At 70.1% G+C, this 14,835-nt stretch carries 14 protein-coding genes and 1 pseudogene; 5 read left to right on the plus strand and 10 right to left on the minus strand.

Annotated elements, in window-relative coordinates:
* Positions 1-30: 30 nt before the first annotated feature.
* The 3 genes and pseudogenes from ABZ484_RS30215 to ABZ484_RS30225 all read left to right on the plus strand — a co-directional run.
* Positions 31-1,041: pseudogene (locus ABZ484_RS30215) on the plus strand (type IV secretion protein Rhs); the annotation flags it as partial.
* Between the two features lie 102 nt (positions 1,042-1,143).
* The gene (locus ABZ484_RS30220) at positions 1,144-1,740 is read left to right on the plus strand and encodes a nucleic acid/nucleotide deaminase domain-containing protein (protein ID WP_358869114.1); all 597 of its coding nucleotides are present in this window, start codon (positions 1,144-1,146) and stop codon (positions 1,738-1,740) included.
* 3 nt (positions 1,741-1,743) lie between these two features.
* Positions 1,744-2,331, plus strand: coding sequence for an SUKH-4 family immunity protein (locus ABZ484_RS30225; protein WP_358869101.1), 588 nt, complete (start codon positions 1,744-1,746; stop codon positions 2,329-2,331).
* Positions 2,332-2,359: 28 nt separating this feature from the next.
* Here the strand turns inward: ABZ484_RS30225 and ABZ484_RS30230 are convergent, their stop codons facing one another.
* Positions 2,360-3,262, minus strand: a complete 903-nt coding sequence (locus ABZ484_RS30230) for an SAM-dependent methyltransferase (RefSeq protein WP_358869102.1) — start codon at positions 3,260-3,262, stop codon at positions 2,360-2,362.
* A gap of 123 nt (positions 3,263-3,385) precedes the next feature.
* Positions 3,386-4,288: an SAM-dependent methyltransferase gene (locus ABZ484_RS30235; protein ID WP_358869103.1), complete on the minus strand. Its 903-nt coding sequence runs from the start codon at positions 4,286-4,288 to the stop codon at positions 3,386-3,388.
* Positions 4,289-4,587: 299 nt separating this feature from the next.
* On the opposite strand from ABZ484_RS30235, the gene ABZ484_RS30240 reads away from it, so the two are divergent.
* Positions 4,588-4,869: a hypothetical protein gene (locus ABZ484_RS30240; protein WP_358869104.1), complete on the plus strand. Its 282-nt coding sequence runs from the start codon at positions 4,588-4,590 to the stop codon at positions 4,867-4,869.
* On the opposite strand, the gene hemB is transcribed toward ABZ484_RS30240, so the two are convergent.
* The gene (gene hemB / locus ABZ484_RS30245) at positions 4,833-5,825 is read right to left on the minus strand and encodes a porphobilinogen synthase (protein ID WP_358869105.1); all 993 of its coding nucleotides are present in this window, start codon (positions 5,823-5,825) and stop codon (positions 4,833-4,835) included. The two genes, ABZ484_RS30240 and hemB, sit on opposite strands and share 37 nt — an antisense overlap.
* A 5-nt stretch (positions 5,826-5,830) precedes the next feature.
* Positions 5,831-6,847: a YafY family protein gene (locus ABZ484_RS30250; RefSeq protein ID WP_358869106.1), complete on the minus strand. Its 1,017-nt coding sequence runs from the start codon at positions 6,845-6,847 to the stop codon at positions 5,831-5,833.
* 72 nt (positions 6,848-6,919) lie between these two features.
* Here ABZ484_RS30250 and ABZ484_RS30255 point away from each other — a divergent pair, with 72 nt between their 5' ends.
* Entirely contained in the window at positions 6,920-7,309 is a 390-nt protein-coding gene (locus ABZ484_RS30255; RefSeq protein WP_358869107.1) for a VOC family protein, read from the plus strand.
* A gap of 156 nt (positions 7,310-7,465) precedes the next feature.
* On the opposite strand, the gene ABZ484_RS30260 is transcribed toward ABZ484_RS30255, so the two are convergent.
* The 6 genes from ABZ484_RS30260 to ABZ484_RS30285 all read right to left on the minus strand — a co-directional run.
* Positions 7,466-7,978 carry a hypothetical protein gene (locus ABZ484_RS30260; protein ID WP_358869108.1) on the minus strand — a complete coding sequence of 171 codons (513 nt, stop codon included), beginning with the start codon at positions 7,976-7,978 and terminating at the stop codon, positions 7,466-7,468.
* 110 nt (positions 7,979-8,088) lie between these two features.
* The gene (locus ABZ484_RS30265) at positions 8,089-9,927 is read right to left on the minus strand and encodes an alpha/beta hydrolase (RefSeq protein WP_358869109.1); all 1,839 of its coding nucleotides are present in this window, start codon (positions 9,925-9,927) and stop codon (positions 8,089-8,091) included.
* A gap of 9 nt (positions 9,928-9,936) precedes the next feature.
* A complete protein-coding gene (locus ABZ484_RS30270) occupies positions 9,937-10,401 on the minus strand; it encodes a hypothetical protein (protein ID WP_358869110.1) in 465 nt (154 codons plus the stop codon).
* Positions 10,402-10,926: 525 nt separating this feature from the next.
* Positions 10,927-12,636: a uroporphyrinogen-III synthase gene (locus ABZ484_RS30275; protein ID WP_358869111.1), complete on the minus strand. Its 1,710-nt coding sequence runs from the start codon at positions 12,634-12,636 to the stop codon at positions 10,927-10,929.
* A complete protein-coding gene (hemC, locus tag ABZ484_RS30280) occupies positions 12,633-13,592 on the minus strand; it encodes a hydroxymethylbilane synthase (RefSeq protein WP_358869112.1) in 960 nt (319 codons plus the stop codon). Before hemC ends, ABZ484_RS30275 begins: the two co-directional genes overlap by 4 nt.
* Positions 13,589-14,835 (minus strand): 2-dehydropantoate 2-reductase N-terminal domain-containing protein (locus ABZ484_RS30285; protein WP_358869113.1); only part of this gene is annotated, 1,247 nt, incomplete at its 5' end. The genes hemC and ABZ484_RS30285, both read right to left, overlap by 4 nt.

Genomic DNA, 14,835 nt, shown 5'->3' on the forward strand with positions numbered 1-14,835 from the left:
GATCGGGAGGACGAGGGGGCGTCACGGGGGATGGGATACACGCTGCCCGGCTGGCTGGATGAGGTCCTGGACTTCATCGGCATCAATTTTCCGAACGTCGACGAGGACGACTACCGCGACATGGCCGATGCCATGCGGGACTTCGCCGACAAGTTCGAGGGCCATGGCGCCGATGCCCACAAGGCGGTGGGCCGCATACTCGCCTCGTCCCGGGGGTGGGCCGTCGACGCGATGGAGAAGCACTGGTCGCAGGTGAAGGCCGGCCACCTGGACAAGATCCCGGAACTGGCCCGCCTGTTCGCCGACGCCTGCGACGTGGTCGCGGACATCATCTTCGGGATGAAGACCAAGGCCGAGGCCGAACTCGCCGTCATGGCAGGCTCGGTGGGCCTCTCGGTCGGTCTGGCATTCGTCACCGGCGGTCTGTCCGCCGTCCTCGGAGCCGCGGAGACGGCGGCGATGCGGCAGCTGGTGAAACGAATCATCGACGAGGCGGCCGACCGGATCGTGGACGAGTTGGTCGCGCGTGTCACCGCACCGGTCAACGCCAAGCTGGAGGCGATGGTCGAGGACGCCGTGCTGGACCTGGCCGAGGGCGCGTTCTCACTTCCCCCGGCGCCCGGAAGCGGAGCCGACGGCGGCAAGCACGGTCACGGCGGCATGCAGCTGGCCTCCGCAGGCGGCGGAAGCGGCTGGGAACTCGCCTCCGCGAGCGGCAGTGCGGGGTGCGACGCGGACCTCTTCATCGACCACACGGAGTTCGAGGACGGAGCCGGCAAGGTCTCCGGCCACGGCAGCGAACTCCACCTGGCCAGCTCCACCCCGCTCGGCCGCGCCAAGGGCGCCTTCGGGCGAACCAAGGGCAAGGACCCCTTCACACAGGCCTTCGACTCAGTCCTGGACGGGGCGCTGAAGGGCTCCGAAAAGGCCCTCGTCAAGATCGCCAAACACGTCACCGACACGGTACCGGACCGCGTGAAGGCGACCTCCCGCCTGCACAAGGGCAAGGACGTCCAGATCGGGGAGCGCGCCAACAGCGTCAGGACGTACCTGCTCAACGCGGACGGGAGCGTCGAGCGGCTGCACGCCGACGGCAGCAAGCCCACGCGAATCAGGGGCGATGAGGCAGGGCTGCCGGACATCGTGGACAGCGACGGCAGGGTCTGGCGGCACCGCTCGACGGACAAGGGAGCCAACCCCTTTCCGCTGGCCCCCTCGCCCGACAATCCGAAGGTCACATCCCGGCGGCTGCAGCCGGACGAGACCAGCGACCTGGCATACGCCACACAGCTGGCGCGGTACAGCAAGAAGGACTACGGCGGCGGCAACTACGCTGCCGCGCACTATGTCGATTCCAACGGGGAATCGTTCATCCTGGTCGGCCACAGCAAGGGAGTTCACTCCGAGCGGACCATCGGGTACCCGGTGCTCAGAGACGGCAACCCGGACGGCATACAGTCCCTCTACACCGAACGGGAACCGTGTCAGGACTCCAGTTCCTGGTGTGACCAATGGCTCGCCGAGCACTTCGGGGAGGACCAGCAGGTCACCCACTCACACAGTTACGACCAGTCCCCCGTCGACGGAAAGCGCCCGAGTTCCTACAGCATCGACGGTGAGCACCGGGCGTACAGAAGGAACCTGGAGGCCTGGCACAATCAGCACGGCTTGGGTGCGGGGATGATGACGGAGTCGGATGGCGCGGCCATGGAAGCCGCGAGGAAAGGCAAGCGGGGCTGACAGATGCTCTTCCACGTCGATCACGATGCGTTGGTGGATGTAGTCGGCGAGGCCGACGTGTTCCGGCTGCCCGAAGCGACAGGAGCGCGGTACGGCTTTTCCGGCGAGACCCTCGACTTCCTTGCCCGCACCGGAATTCCCAGCGCCGAGGACTTCGAGTTCTCGTTCGGCCTGCCCCCGGAATACGATGCCGGCTTCGTCTGGGACTGCGCGGAGCGTGCGGAACAGGGCTGGACCTTCCCCGACGGGGTCGAGAAGGTCGTCAAGATCGGCAACTTCCCCATCAACGCGGTTGTCGTCGACCCGGCGACCGGGCTGGTGTACCAGTACACCGACGCCTCGAAGGAGGCGATTCCGGTCCACGGCGACGTTTCGTCGCTCGCCAGGACCATGATCTCCTTCCTGGGCTACATCGGCTCCTACAGCCGCGGCAAGGACGAGGACGACGAGGACGTGGAGTACGTACGCCGCAAGCGCGAGGTCGACGCCATGATGGCGGACATCCGCCTCACCGACCCACTGCCCTTCGCCCACGAGTACAGCGAGTGGGTGGAACTCTTCGACAACCTTGAGGGCGGCATCTACACATGACGCTTCGGCCCGTCGGCTTTGAGTCGTATTAGGCCTTCCCGCCCAGTGCCGCGTAGACGTTGATGTCGGCGTCCGTGACGTCGTTGATGTCGGCGTAGCGGGTCTTCTCGATGTCCTCGAGCGTGGCGAGGTAGGAGGCTTCCGGCTGGTCCGGAACCGGGGCGGCGTGGTCGGGGCGCCAGTGGTGGACGGGGACGACTCCGGGGTCGGCCACATCCAGGCCGTTGTCCGTGAAGAAGCGCTCGACGTCGGCCGTTGAGCGCAGTACGAACGTGAAACCTCGTTCGGTGTAGGTGCGTTGCACCGCGCGGATGTTCTCCGGGTTGAGGTCCTCGGTGAGATGGCTGAGGACCAGCCGGCTGCCGGAGGGCAGGGCGTCGACAAGTTCGCGCACGATGCCGTACGCCTGCGCGTCCTCGACGAAGTGCAGGATCGCGACCAGGCACAGGGCGATCGGCTGGCCGAAGTCGAGGGTCTCGGCGGCCTGTTCGAGGATGTGCGCCGGGTCCCTCAGGTCGGCGTCGATGTAGTCGGTACGGCCCTCGGGCCCGCTGGTGAGCAGCGCGCGGGCGTGCGCGAGGACCACGGGGTCGTTGTCGACGTACACCACCCGGGAGTCGGGGTGGATCCGCTGGGCGATCTGGTGGACGTTCTCCGACGTGGGCAGGCCGGTGCCGATGTCCAGGAACTGGCGGATGCCGTCCTGGGTGGCCAGCGTGGTCACGGCGCGGCGCAGGAAGTCGCGGTTGTGGCGTACGTCGAGGTAGCCGCGCGGGTTGGCGGCGAGTCCGGCGGCGGCCGCGGCCCGGTCGGCCGGATAGTGGTCCTTGCCACCGAGGAAGACGTCGTAGACCCGGGCGGGGTGGGCTCTGGTGGTGTCGATCCTCCTTCTCAGCTCGGCGGGGTCCTGGCTGAGGGCGTCACCGGACATGGGGCCTCCTGAGACGGGTGGGTCGGGCCTGGGGCGGGTGGGGCATGCCTTGGGGCAGGCTGGTCGGGCCTGGGGGCGGCTGGTCGGGCCTGCGGCCGGCTGGTCAGGCCTGGGGCCGGGTGGTCAGGCTTTGCGGGCGACGGCCGCGTAGACGCTGACGTCGTCGTCCGTGACGTCGTTGATGTCGTGGTACCTGATGCGGTCGATGAACTCCAGGGAGGCGAGGTACTCGGGGCTCGGGGCCGGGAGCACGGGCGCCGCACCGTCGGGCCGCCAGCGGTGCACGGGAACCACGCCCGGTTCGGCGGGGGTCAGTCCGTTGCCGGTGAAGAACCGCTCCACCTTGTCCCGGGACCGGAGCACGAACGTCAGTCCGCTCCTCCTGAAGGACTGCACCACCTTGGCGGTCTCCTCCGGGTTGAGGTCGTCGGCCAGGTGGCTCAGCACGAGCCAGCTGCCCGAGGGCAGCGCGTCCAGCAGCTCCCGGACGATGCCGTAGGCCGCATCGTCCTCGATGAAGTGCAGCACCGCGACCAGGCACAGCGCGACGGGCCGGCTCAGGTCGAGCGTCCGCGCCGCCTCCCGCAGGATGCGCCCGGGGTCGCGCAGATCGGCGTCGACATAGTCGGTGCGGCCCTCGGGCCCGCTGGTGAGCAGGGCGCGCGCGTGCGCCAGCACGATCGGGTCGTTGTCGACGTACACCACCCGTGACTCGGGGGCGATGTGCTGGGCGATCTGGTGCACGTTCTGTGCGGTCGGCAGGCCCGTGCCGATGTCCAGGAACTGGCGGATGCCCTCCTTCTCCACGAGTGTGGTGACCGCCCGGCGCAGGAAGTCCCGGTTGTGCCGGGCGGTGAGGAAGCCGCGGGGATGGTTGGCGATGGCCGTGGCGGCGGCCTGCCGGTCGACCGGGTAGTGGTCCTTGCCGCCGAGGAAGATGTCGTAGACCCGGGCCGGGTGCGGCTTGGTGGAGTCGATCCTCCTCCTCAGCTCGGCGGAGTCGTGATCGAGGGCATCACCGGACATGGGGCGTCTCCCTGGCAGATTCGGCTGATCTTCAACAACCTAACTCCCAGGGAGACTTGATGGTGCCCGAGACGGCGAACCCGGACCGGACCGTCCCGTCACCGTCCCGTGACCGTCCCGTCCCGTGTCCCACAGCGGACACGTATCCGCAGGTCGCATCCGGTGCCGGCGTCCCGGCGTCCCACGTTCGCGGGCGACCGTGGCGCAGGGAGGCCCGAAGGGATCAAGCTGAGGGCGTCCGGCCGCCCGTCATCGCGGCCCGTTCGTGTTCGTCACGTGTTCGTCCACGGGGGATGCCCATGCCCGCACGCTCCACCCGCACCCGCAGGCTCACCCTCACCCGGGCCCGCGGTCTCACCCGCGCCCGGCCGCTCGCCGCGACGGCACTCCTGCTCACCGCCTCCGCGGCCCTGACCGGCTGCCACGACGGTCAGGGCGTGCGGGACGAGGGCCCCTCCTCGGTGTCGCGGTCCCTGGAGCACCCGGGGCACCCGGGGCGCCCGTGCGCCGGCGACCGGCCGGCACCGGCGGAACCCGGCACCGTTCAGCGCAGCTTCTGCGCGACCTCGGTGGCCCAGTAGGTGAGGATGTTGCGCGCCCCGGCCCGCTTGATGCCGGTCAGGGTCTCCATGATGGCCCGGTCCCGGTCGACCCAGCCCTTCTCGGCGGCGGCCTCGATCATCGAGTACTCGCCGGAGATCTGGTAGGCGGCGACGGGCACGTCCACGGCGTCGGCGACCCGGGCGAGGATGTCCAGGTAGGGACCGGCGGGCTTCACCATCACCATGTCGGCCCCCTCCTCCAGGTCGAGGGCCAGCTCGCGCAGCGACTCGCGCAGGTTCGCCGGGTCCTGCTGGTAGGTCTTGCGGTCGCCCTTCAGCGAGGAGCCGACGGCCTCCCGGAAGGGCCCGTAGAAGGCGGAGGAGTACTTGGCCGTGTAGGCGAGGATGGCGACGTCCTCGCGCCCGATCTGGTCCAGCGCGTCACGGACGACACCGATCTGCCCGTCCATCATCCCGCTGGGCCCGACGACATGGGCGCCGGCATCGGCCTGCACCTGGGCCATCTCGGCGTACCGCTCCAGGGTGGCGTCGTTGTCGACACGGCCCTCGGCGTCCAGGACGCCGCAGTGCCCGTGATCGGTGAACTCGTCCAGGCACAGGTCGGACATGACGAGCAGCTCGTCCCCCACCTCGGCCCGCACATCGCGCAACGCGACCTGGAGAATCCCGTCCGGATCGGTCCCGGCCGTCCCGAGGGCGTCCTTCTTGGACTCCTCCGGCACCCCGAACAGCATGATCCCGGAGATCCCGGCCTCCACCGCCTCGGCGGCGGCCTTCTTCAGACTGTCCCGTGTGTGCTGCACGACCCCGGGCATCGCCGTGATCGGCACGGGCTCGCTCACGCCCTCCCGCACGAACGCGGGCAGGATCAGGTCCGCCGGGTGCAGCCGCGTCTCGGCGACCATGCGGCGCATCGCGGGAGTGGTGCGCAGCCGACGAGGACGCGTACCGGGAAAGGATCCGTACTTCGTCATGCCCTCTACGCTACGCCCGCCGCTCCCGTGCCTTTGCCGACGCCGAGTCGGTCGTCCGCGCACGCCTCGTCCTCCGCGTTGGCCTCCAGCAGCTCCCGGGTACGGCGCACCAGGGCATGGCGTACGGCGTCGGGGGCCAGGACCCGCAGGGGCACGGCCAGGCCGAGGAGGTACCGGGCGAGCCCGTCCGCGTCGGGTCCTCCGACGTCGACGATCGTGGCGTCGGGGCCGTCCGGCCGGTGCGTGCCGACCGTCGCCGGGATCACTCGCAGCGCCTCGTCCATGGGCAGGGGGAGCCGGATCGTCGCGTTCAGCGGGTAGGGGCCGTTGGCCGTGGAGCGGGAGACGAGTTGTGCCGGGTCGGGCGGGTCGGCCAGTTCCACCGGCTGCCCGGTCGGGTGCAGCCGCGCGACGCGGTCGGCCCGGAACGTACGCCACTGGTCGCGTGCCACGTCCCGGGCGACGAAGTACCAACGGCGTCCGGTGTGGACGAGACGGTAGGGGTCGACGTCCCGGACGGTGGCCCGTCCCTGGACGTCGCGGTAGGACAGGCGGGCGCGCTCGCCCCGGCGGCACGCCGCGGCCAGCTCCAGCAGCATGGTGGGCGTGATCTGCGGCTCGCTGGCTCTCGGGGTGTGCACGAAGGCGGCGTCCATCTCGCCCAGCCGGTCCGCGATCCGCCGCGGCAGCACCTGCCGCAGCTTCAGCAGCGCCGACAGCGCGGCCTGGTCACCGCCGAGGGCACCGCTCAGCGCCGCCTCGCGCAGCCCCACGGCCACGGCGAGGGCCTCCTCGTCGTCGAGGATCAGCGGTGGCACCCGAGAGCCGGCCCGCAGCCGGTAACCGCCCCACGGACCGGGCTCGGACTCGACGACGTAGCCGATCTCGCGGAGCCTGGCGACGTCGCGGCGCACCGTGCGCTCGGTGACCCCGATCCGCTCGGCCAGCTCGGCACAGGTCCACGACGGCCGGGCGGCCAGCACGGAGACCAGCCGGAGCAGACGGACGGAGGCACTGATCACTCTCGGAAGTCTTCCACGGACGAGTCAGGATGAGGACCGGAACTGTCCGGGTCATGCCCTACGGTCCTGCGCATGACGACTGAGAACACCGCCTCCGCCCCCACGTTCCGCTACGCGGCGGTCACCTTCGACTGCTCCGATCCCGCCGAACTGGCCCGCTTCTACGGAGAGGCCCTGGGCCTGCCCGTCGCCTTCTCCACCGACGACTTCGTCTTCCTCGCCCAGGAGGGCGCGCCCGGCCTGGGCTTCAACCGCCTCGCCGACTACCGCCGCCCCACCTGGCCGGACCCCGCCCAGGAGAAGCAGGCCCACCTCGAACTGGGCGTCGACGACCTGGAGGCCGCCGAGTCCCGCCTGCTCTCCCTGGGCGCCGCCAAGCCCGACCACCAGCCCTCCCCCGACCGCTGGCGAGTCCTCCTCGACCCTGCCGGCCACCCGTTCTGCATCACCACGCTGGTCTGACCGCCGCGGCGGTGCGTATCCACCGGCGCCCGAGCACCCTCCGGCCCGGCCGAGCGCACCGCCTACCTCGCTGAGAGGCCGCCGGAACCTCGTCATCTGCGGTCGTGAAGCGGACAGGCAGCCTCATCGACAGCTGTCGGCAATGGATACGGGAAGTCAGCGTGACGGCGTCGGTGAAGCTGAAGTGATCGGGGTGGACGCGGACCAGAAGTCTGAGTGGATATAGGGAAGCCCCTTGGCCTCCGGGCTACCCGGCTTCAGGGGTTTCCGGGGTGCTTCGGTGACCTTCGACTCGGTGACACACGGGGAGGTCACGTGGAAGCCGGCCTGCCCCTTGTACCCGAACTCCAGGCTGACCTCGAAGCCGTCTGGCGCGGTCGCGGAGATCGCCGGCATGTCGGCACTGTTTCGCACCGACGTGATCTTGTAACCCTGCTTCTTCCAATAGCGCTCGACGACACCGAGAAAGCCGCCACGCCGCTCGTCCGAGATGATCGTCATCACATAACGTCGACGGCTCACCGACCCGGTACCGGTGCCGTCGTTCTTGAAGTCAGTGCAGCTGGACTCACTCGACGGCCCCCGCATGACCTCGACCGACGGGTTGATCGCCTTGAGGGTCGCGTCGATGATCCCCTCTGCGTGATCGGCCGCTTCCTGCATGTTCATGTTCGTCTCCTTCGCCGCGCCAGACTTCCCGCCCTCGCCTCCAGTGCCCCCGATGAGGCCGCAACCGGAAAGGATGAGAGTTGACGCCACGAGGGCCACAGCACGAGTCTTCATCGGTATTTGTCCCAGGTCACCAGGTCAGGTCGGCCCGCGACGATGGCCGCGATGTTGGCAGCGGATACAGGGTCCTTGTCCCTGGCCGGGTTGAAGTAGTTGGAGTGCGCTGGAGTCAGTCCCTGCCCGTCGACCACCGGCATCGGGCCGTCCACCACCTTGAAGCGTCTGGCACCAAACGCCTCGCTGGCCGGGTCCTTGCCGAACCAGAGGTCATCATCACCCTGGTCTGCGAAGTCCCCGAAGAGGTACGCACCGGCCGGACCGCCGCCGAAGAAACCGGCGGTGCCGGCCACGGCCTCCTTCTTCGAAGGCAGGCGGCTGACGGGGTCGTTCTCGGCCGCGCCCACGAACACATGGTCCTTCCCGACCCCAAGATCTGCCGCGTGGTTGACGCCGGTGCCAGGGCTCCCGACAAGGATGATGTCATCGGCTCGGGGGATTCCCCCTGGCTCCTGCGTTGCCGCGCCCACGAGGCGAGAACCGTAGGAGTGCCCGATCGCGACCAGGTGCAGGTCCTTGTGATCGTTCGTCGCGGCGAGTCCGCCCATGAACGAGTTGTACGACGGTGCGCCCTTCTCCGCGTCATGTGCGGACATGACATCCGTGTCGGACACCAAGGTGGCAGGGTCAAGGGGAGCGTCGAGCTGCGGTGGGTCGTAGCCCAGCCACACGATGGATGCGCTGGACGGATCGATGTTCCGGGCGTCGACCGCAGTGTCATAGGCCCGCTTCACATCGCCGCCCGCGAAGGCGGTGTCCAGCGCGGTACCGAGACCGGGAACATACGCCGACACGTTCTTCGACTTGTCGGGATTCCCGAACGCGACGATGGCACGACCGAGTCCCTCGTCACCGATCCCCAACAGGTACATGGGCGGCTCTTTGGGATCCACCAGTTGCTTCGCGGCGTTGTCCTGCAGTTGCAGCTGGATGCTCTTGAGAGCGTCCAGCTGAGTCTTGGCCCTTTCGCCGTCCTCACCGGAGAGCTTGCCGATCAGAATGTCCAGATTCTCGCGGTTGACCTCGTCCCGGACATCGGACGGAATGCCGTCCAGGTTGCCGATGATCTCCGGAAAAGCCCGCTTGTACTCATCGCGCTGCTCATCGCTGAGGCTGTCCCACCACTTCTTGCAGTCGGCAGGCGACTTGTCCAGCGGAATGTGCTCCTTGATGTACTCGGTCGCGGCCGAACTCACCGCGTCGGCATCGGCGGCCACGTCCGTCCACGTCTTGGTGTCGACCGTCAGCCCCGGGGCTGCCTTGAGCTTCTCCAACGCCTTGCTGTAGCGGTCGTCGATCTCCGTGGCTTCCTGCACAGCGTGGGCGATGCGGTCGGCGATGTCCTGGGCCTTCGCACGGTTCGGGTTGGGGCTGCGCAGGCCGGTCATGTCCGGGCCGGGTCCGCGGCTGTAGATGCCGTTGAACCCGGTGACCGTTCCGCCGGCGATCTTCTCTCCGGTCAGTTCGTTCTCGCCACCGGCGGGGTAAACGACGCTGCCGTTTGCGTCAACGGCGTACGACAGCGCCTTCGCGTCATCGAGTGCCTCGATCAGGCGGCGCCGCGGGGCGGCGATCTCGGACGAGAAACCATTGAGTGCTCCGCTGATCAGGCCGCATTCGACCTGGGTGTAGTGGAAGTTCTGCGAAAGCTTGGCCAGTTGCTTCTGCGCCGCGTCGGCCGCCTCGCCCTCGTTGGCCTTCTGCATGACCTTGGTGATCTGCTTGTCGATGCGGTCCTTGGCCGCGTCGGCCATGTCACTGATCGCGCGGTACCCGTCCGCTGCGTCAGCGTACTCAGAGGGGTTGATGGCCTGGAGTTTCTTGAGGTCCATGTGTCCGGATCACCGGCCCTTGGCCGTGCCACCGGCGGCGGACGTGTCCTCGGAGTGGACCTTCAGCCCAGCGATCTCGGCCCTAATGGCCTCATCGGTCTTGAGCTGGTCATTTCCCACTTTCTCCAGCACGCCGGCGACCCCGTTGCACAGCTGGCTGATGTCCTTCACGCGGCGTTCCCAGGAGTCGTACACGCTCTTCTGGGCCGCCGCGGTCGAAGACCCGGAAGCCTTGCCGAGCCCTGCCGTGCCGTGCTCCAGCTTCGTCAGCGCCTTGCCGATGTTGTCCCGCAGGTTCCCCACGCCCTGGCCGGCCGTAGACCACGCCTTCTTGTCGGACCGGAGCCTGCCGGAAGCGCCGCTACCGGTCGAACTCGTCCCGTTCTGGTCGCCGGGAAGCTGGTTGAGCTGCATCCGTGTGGAGTGCCGTTCGGCCGCCGCGGCCTTGAGCTGCTCCCACTCGTCCCACGCCATGCGTGGCCCCTCCCCCGTGTCTCGCCGTACGTCGCCGAGATCCTGTAAACGCGCGACCGCAAGACTGCGGTGGTCGAGAAGCACAGTAGTAACGCTGCGTCGAGGGACCCATCCGTATCAGCCACCAGCCCGTCTGAGTACGCGTACTCAGACGGCACCTGTTCCTCGATGCCATGTCCTTGAGGTCGGGGAGCGGGTACACGTTGACACGGCCCGGGTCGCCGGGGTTTTTTGAGGGCGATTCGAGGACGGACGATGCCGTAGTCGACCGCTGGTGCCATCCCTCAGAGGCACAGGCCGAACTCACACACCGACACAGCTTCACGGACGTACAGGCGGAATGCCTTCCCGCCCCCAGTGCACAGGGGCCGGGGAAGATCGTCACCCGCGCGAGGCTGCCGTGATTCAGCCCGACGGACCGTTCGCCCCACCGCCTGGGCGACCTTCCTGCCGTACGCCGCGGCCGGGCGCTGAAAAGCGGTTGGAGCGTCCCGCGAGGGCGCTCCAACCGCTTCGAAACTCACCTCAGGTCGTGGAGCGACGCCTCCGCGCCCCCGGTCGCCGTTCGCTCGGACGGGTCACCGGGTCGCCGGCCTCCAGGGCCGCCGCGCGACGCTTCATGCCGAAGTCGGCCAGCGCCTCCGCCAGCTTGTGGACCGACGGTTCCGGGGCCATGACGTCGACGCGCAGGCCGTGCTCCTCGGCCGTCTTGGCGGTCGCCGGGCCGATGCAGGCGATCACCGTGACGTTGTGCGGCTTGCCCGCGATGCCGACGAGGTTGCGGACCGTGGAGGACGAGGTGAACAGGACCGCGTCGAAGCCGCCGCCCTTGATCGCCTCGCGGGTCTCCGCCGGAGGCGGCGAGGCGCGCACGGTCCGGTACGCCGTGACGTCGTCGACCTCCCAGCCCAGCTCGATCAGGCCCGCCACCAGGGTTTCGGTGGCGATGTCGGCGCGTGGGAGGAAGACCCTGTCGATCGGGTCGAAGACCGGGTCGTACGGGGGCCAGTCCTCCAGGAGGCCGGCGGCCGACTGCTCGCCGCTCGGCACCAGGTCGGGCTTCACGCCGAAGGCGATCAGGGCCCTGGCCGTCTGGTCGCCCACCGCCGCGACCTTGATGCCCGCGAAGGCGCGGGCGTCCAGGCCGTACTCCTCGAACTTCTCGCGGACCGCCTTGACCGCGTTGACCGACGTGAACGCGATCCACTCGTAGCGGCCGGTGACCAGGCCCTTGACCGCGCGCTCCATCTGCTGGGGCGTGCGCGGCGGCTCCACGGCGATCGTGGGCACCTCGTGCGGTACGGCGCCGTAGGAGCGCAGCTGGTCGGAGAGCGACGCGGCCTGCTCCTTGGTGCGCGGCACGAGCACCTTCCAGCCGAACAGCGGCTTGGACTCGAACCAGGAGAGCTGGTCGCGCCGCGCGGCGGCGCTGCTCTCACCGACCACCGCTATCACCGGCCGGCCGCCGTCCGGGGACGGCAGGACCTTGGCCTGCTTCAGGGTCTGCGCGACCGTGCCGAGGGTGGCGCTCCAGGTGCGCTGGCGGGTGGTCGTACCGGCGACGGTGACCGTCATCGGGGTGTCCGGCTTGCGGCCCGCGGAGACCAGCTCGCCGGCCGCCGCGGCCACCGAGTCCAGCGTCGTGGACACGACGACCGTGCCGTCCGAGGCGCCGACCTCCGTCCAGCAGCGGTCGGAGGCGGTGCGGGCGTCGACGAACCGTACGTCGGTGCCCTCGGCGTCGCGCAGCGGCACACCGGCGTACGCGGGCACGCCGACGGCGGTCGCGATGCCGGGGACGACCTCGAAGGGCACCCCGGCCGCCGCGCAGGCGAGCATTTCGGCGGCGGCGTCCGTATCAAGTCCCGGGTCCCCGGACACCGCACGGACGACCCGCCTGCCGCCCCGCGCGGCCTCCATGACAAGATGTGCGGCATCCCGCACCGCGGGGACCCCGACGGTTGTTGACGTGCTGTCAACAACCGTCAGCTGGGGTGTGCCCGTGCCCGGAACAGGGTCCGACGAGGGATCCGTGTCCGTGTGCACGACGGCGACGCCCTGGCGGGCGTGCGTGCGCACGACGTCGAGCACCTCGTGCTCGGCGACGAGGACGTCCGCGTTCGCCAGCGCCTCGACGGCGCGCAGTGTCAGCAGTCCCGGATCCCCGGGTCCGGCACCGAGGAAGGTGACGTGCCCGTGCTCCGGACCGGCGGCAGGAAGGGTGGTGGGGCTCAATGTGCTCGCTCCCCCATCAGACCGGCCGCGCCCTGGGCGAGCATCTCGGTGGCGAGTTCGCGACCGAACGCCATCGCATCGTCGTGCGTCCGGGGCACGGGACCGGTGGTGGACAGCTGCACCAGCGTGGAGCCGTCGGTCGTACCGACGACGCCGCGCAGGCGCATTTCCTTGACAATCTGCCCGTCGGCCAGAAGGTCGGCCAAGGCGCCCACAGGGGCGCTGCAACCGGCCTCCAGGGCGGCGAGCAGTGACCGCTCGGCCGTCACGGCGGCCCGCGTGAACGGGTCGTCGAGCTGGGCGAGCGCGGCGAGGAGTTCCGCGTTGCCCGCGGTGCACTCGATCGCCAGGGCCCCCTGGCCGGGGGCGGGCAGAACCGTGTCGACCGACAGGAAGTCGGTCACTTCGTCGCTGCGGCCGATCCGGTTCATGCCGGCCGCGGCCAGCACGACCGCGTCCAGCTCGCCGCCGCGGACGTATCCGATGCGCGTGTCGACGTTGCCCCGGATCGGGACCGTCTCGATGTCCAGGCCGTGGGCGCGGGCGTACGCGTTCAGCTGGGCCATGCGGCGCGGCGCGCCGGTGCCTATGCGCGCCCCGCGGGGCAGGTCGGTGAACTTCAGCGCGTCCCGGGCGACGACCACGTCACGCGGGTCCTCGCGCTCGGGTATCGCGGCCAGGACCAGCTCGTCGGGCTGCGTGGTGGGCAGGTCCTTGAGCGAATGAACCGCGAAGTCCACCTCGCCCCGCAGCAGCGCCTCGCGCAGCGCCGCGACGAACACGCCCGTGCCGCCGATCTGCGCCAGGTGCTCGCGGGAGACGTCGCCGTAGGTGGTGATCTCGACGAGCTCGACGGGCCGTCCGGTCACCTGGCTCACGGCGTCCGCCACCTGCCCGGACTGGGCCATGGCGAGCTTGCTTCGCCTGGTCCCCAGCTTCAGTGCCTTGGTACTCATGCCGGCCCTCGGTTCTTGCCGTTCTTCTCGGAGTCTTCGTCGGCCTCGTCGGCCCGGGAGACGGAGGCCACCGTCTCCGGGTCGAGGTCGAACAGGGTGCGCAGCGCGTCCGCGTACCCGGCGCCGCCGGGCTCCGCCGCGAGCTGCTTGACCCGGACGGTCGGCGCGTGCAGCAGCTTGTCGACGACGCGCCGCACGGTCTGCGTGATCTCCGCCCGGTGCTTGCCGTCCAGGCCGGGCAGCCGCCCTTCCAGGCGGGCGATCTCGCTGGCCACGACGTCGGCGGCCATGGTGCGCAGGGCGACGACGGTGGGCGTGATGTGCGCCGCCCGCTGGGCCGCCGCGAAGTCCGCGACCTCGCCCGCGACGATGCGGCGGACCTGGTCGACGTCGGCCGCCATCGGCGCGTCCGCGGAGGCCTCCGCCAGGGACTCGATGTCCACCAGGCGCACCCCGGCCAGCCGGTGCACGGCCGCGTCGACGTCCCTCGGCATGGCCAGGTCCAGCAGGAACAGCACCGGCTCGGGGCGCGGCACCACGGCGACCGGCTCGGGCCTGCGCAGCTCGGGGACGCGGCCGACGGTGGCGACGGTCGCGGCGAGCGCGGTGATCAGCTCGGCGTCGGCCTCGACGACCCGCTCGGCGGGCTCCCGGCGGTCCACGGTGCCGTTGTCCACCCAGGTGCCGTGCTGCTCCAGGGTGGCCGCGTCGATGCCCGCGACGGCGGACTCGCCCAGCAGCGAGAAGCCGGGCTCCACGGAGGCCAGGTCGAGCGGGCAGCCCTCCTCGGCGCCGACGGTGGCGGGCGGCAGCGGGGTCTCGCGTACGTCCGTCTTCACGGCCGTACGGCGCTCCCCGGCGTCCTCGGCCGGGCTCTCGCCGCCGGGGCGCTCGCCGTCGCGTTCCGTGGCGGGCGCGCCGGTGCGGCCCTCGACCGCGGCGGCGATCGACTCGGCGGTCAGGACCAGTCCGGTCGCGCCGGTGCAGGAGACGGCGACGTCGGCACGTGTCAGCTCGGCCGGCACCGCGTTCATCGGTACCGCGCGGGCCAGCACGTCCGTGTCGTCGCCCTCGGTGAGGATCCGCGCCAGGCGCTCGGCGCGCTCCTGGGTGCGGTTGGCGATCACGATCTCGGCGACCCCGGCGCGCGCCAGCGTGGCGGCGGCCAGCGACGACATCGAGCCGGCGCCGATGACCAGGGCCTTCTTGCCGCGGGCCCAGTCGGAGACGGCCCTGTCCGTGG

Source organism: Streptomyces sp. NPDC006393 (assembly GCF_040628575.1).
GTDB lineage: Bacteria > Actinomycetota > Actinomycetes > Streptomycetales > Streptomycetaceae > Streptomyces.

Excerpts from the sequence above, each read along its gene's own strand:
- ABZ484_RS30225 (WP_358869101.1), top strand. The coding sequence starts at position 1,744 with ATGCTCTTCCACGTCGATCACGATGCGTTGGTGGATGTAGTCGGCGAG.
- ABZ484_RS30230 (WP_358869102.1), bottom strand. The coding sequence starts at position 3,262 with ATGTCCGGTGACGCCCTCAGCCAGGACCCCGCCGAGCTGAGAAGGAGG.
- ABZ484_RS30235 (WP_358869103.1), bottom strand. The coding sequence starts at position 4,288 with ATGTCCGGTGATGCCCTCGATCACGACTCCGCCGAGCTGAGGAGGAGG.
- ABZ484_RS30240 (WP_358869104.1), top strand. The coding sequence starts at position 4,588 with ATGCCCGCACGCTCCACCCGCACCCGCAGGCTCACCCTCACCCGGGCC.
- hemB (WP_358869105.1), bottom strand. The coding sequence starts at position 5,825 with ATGACGAAGTACGGATCCTTTCCCGGTACGCGTCCTCGTCGGCTGCGC.
- ABZ484_RS30255 (WP_358869107.1), top strand. The coding sequence starts at position 6,920 with ATGACGACTGAGAACACCGCCTCCGCCCCCACGTTCCGCTACGCGGCG.
- ABZ484_RS30260 (WP_358869108.1), bottom strand. The coding sequence starts at position 7,978 with ATGAACATGCAGGAAGCGGCCGATCACGCAGAGGGGATCATCGACGCG.
- ABZ484_RS30265 (WP_358869109.1), bottom strand. The coding sequence starts at position 9,927 with ATGGACCTCAAGAAACTCCAGGCCATCAACCCCTCTGAGTACGCTGAC.
- ABZ484_RS30270 (WP_358869110.1), bottom strand. The coding sequence starts at position 10,401 with ATGGCGTGGGACGAGTGGGAGCAGCTCAAGGCCGCGGCGGCCGAACGG.
- hemC (WP_358869112.1), bottom strand. The coding sequence starts at position 13,592 with ATGAGTACCAAGGCACTGAAGCTGGGGACCAGGCGAAGCAAGCTCGCC.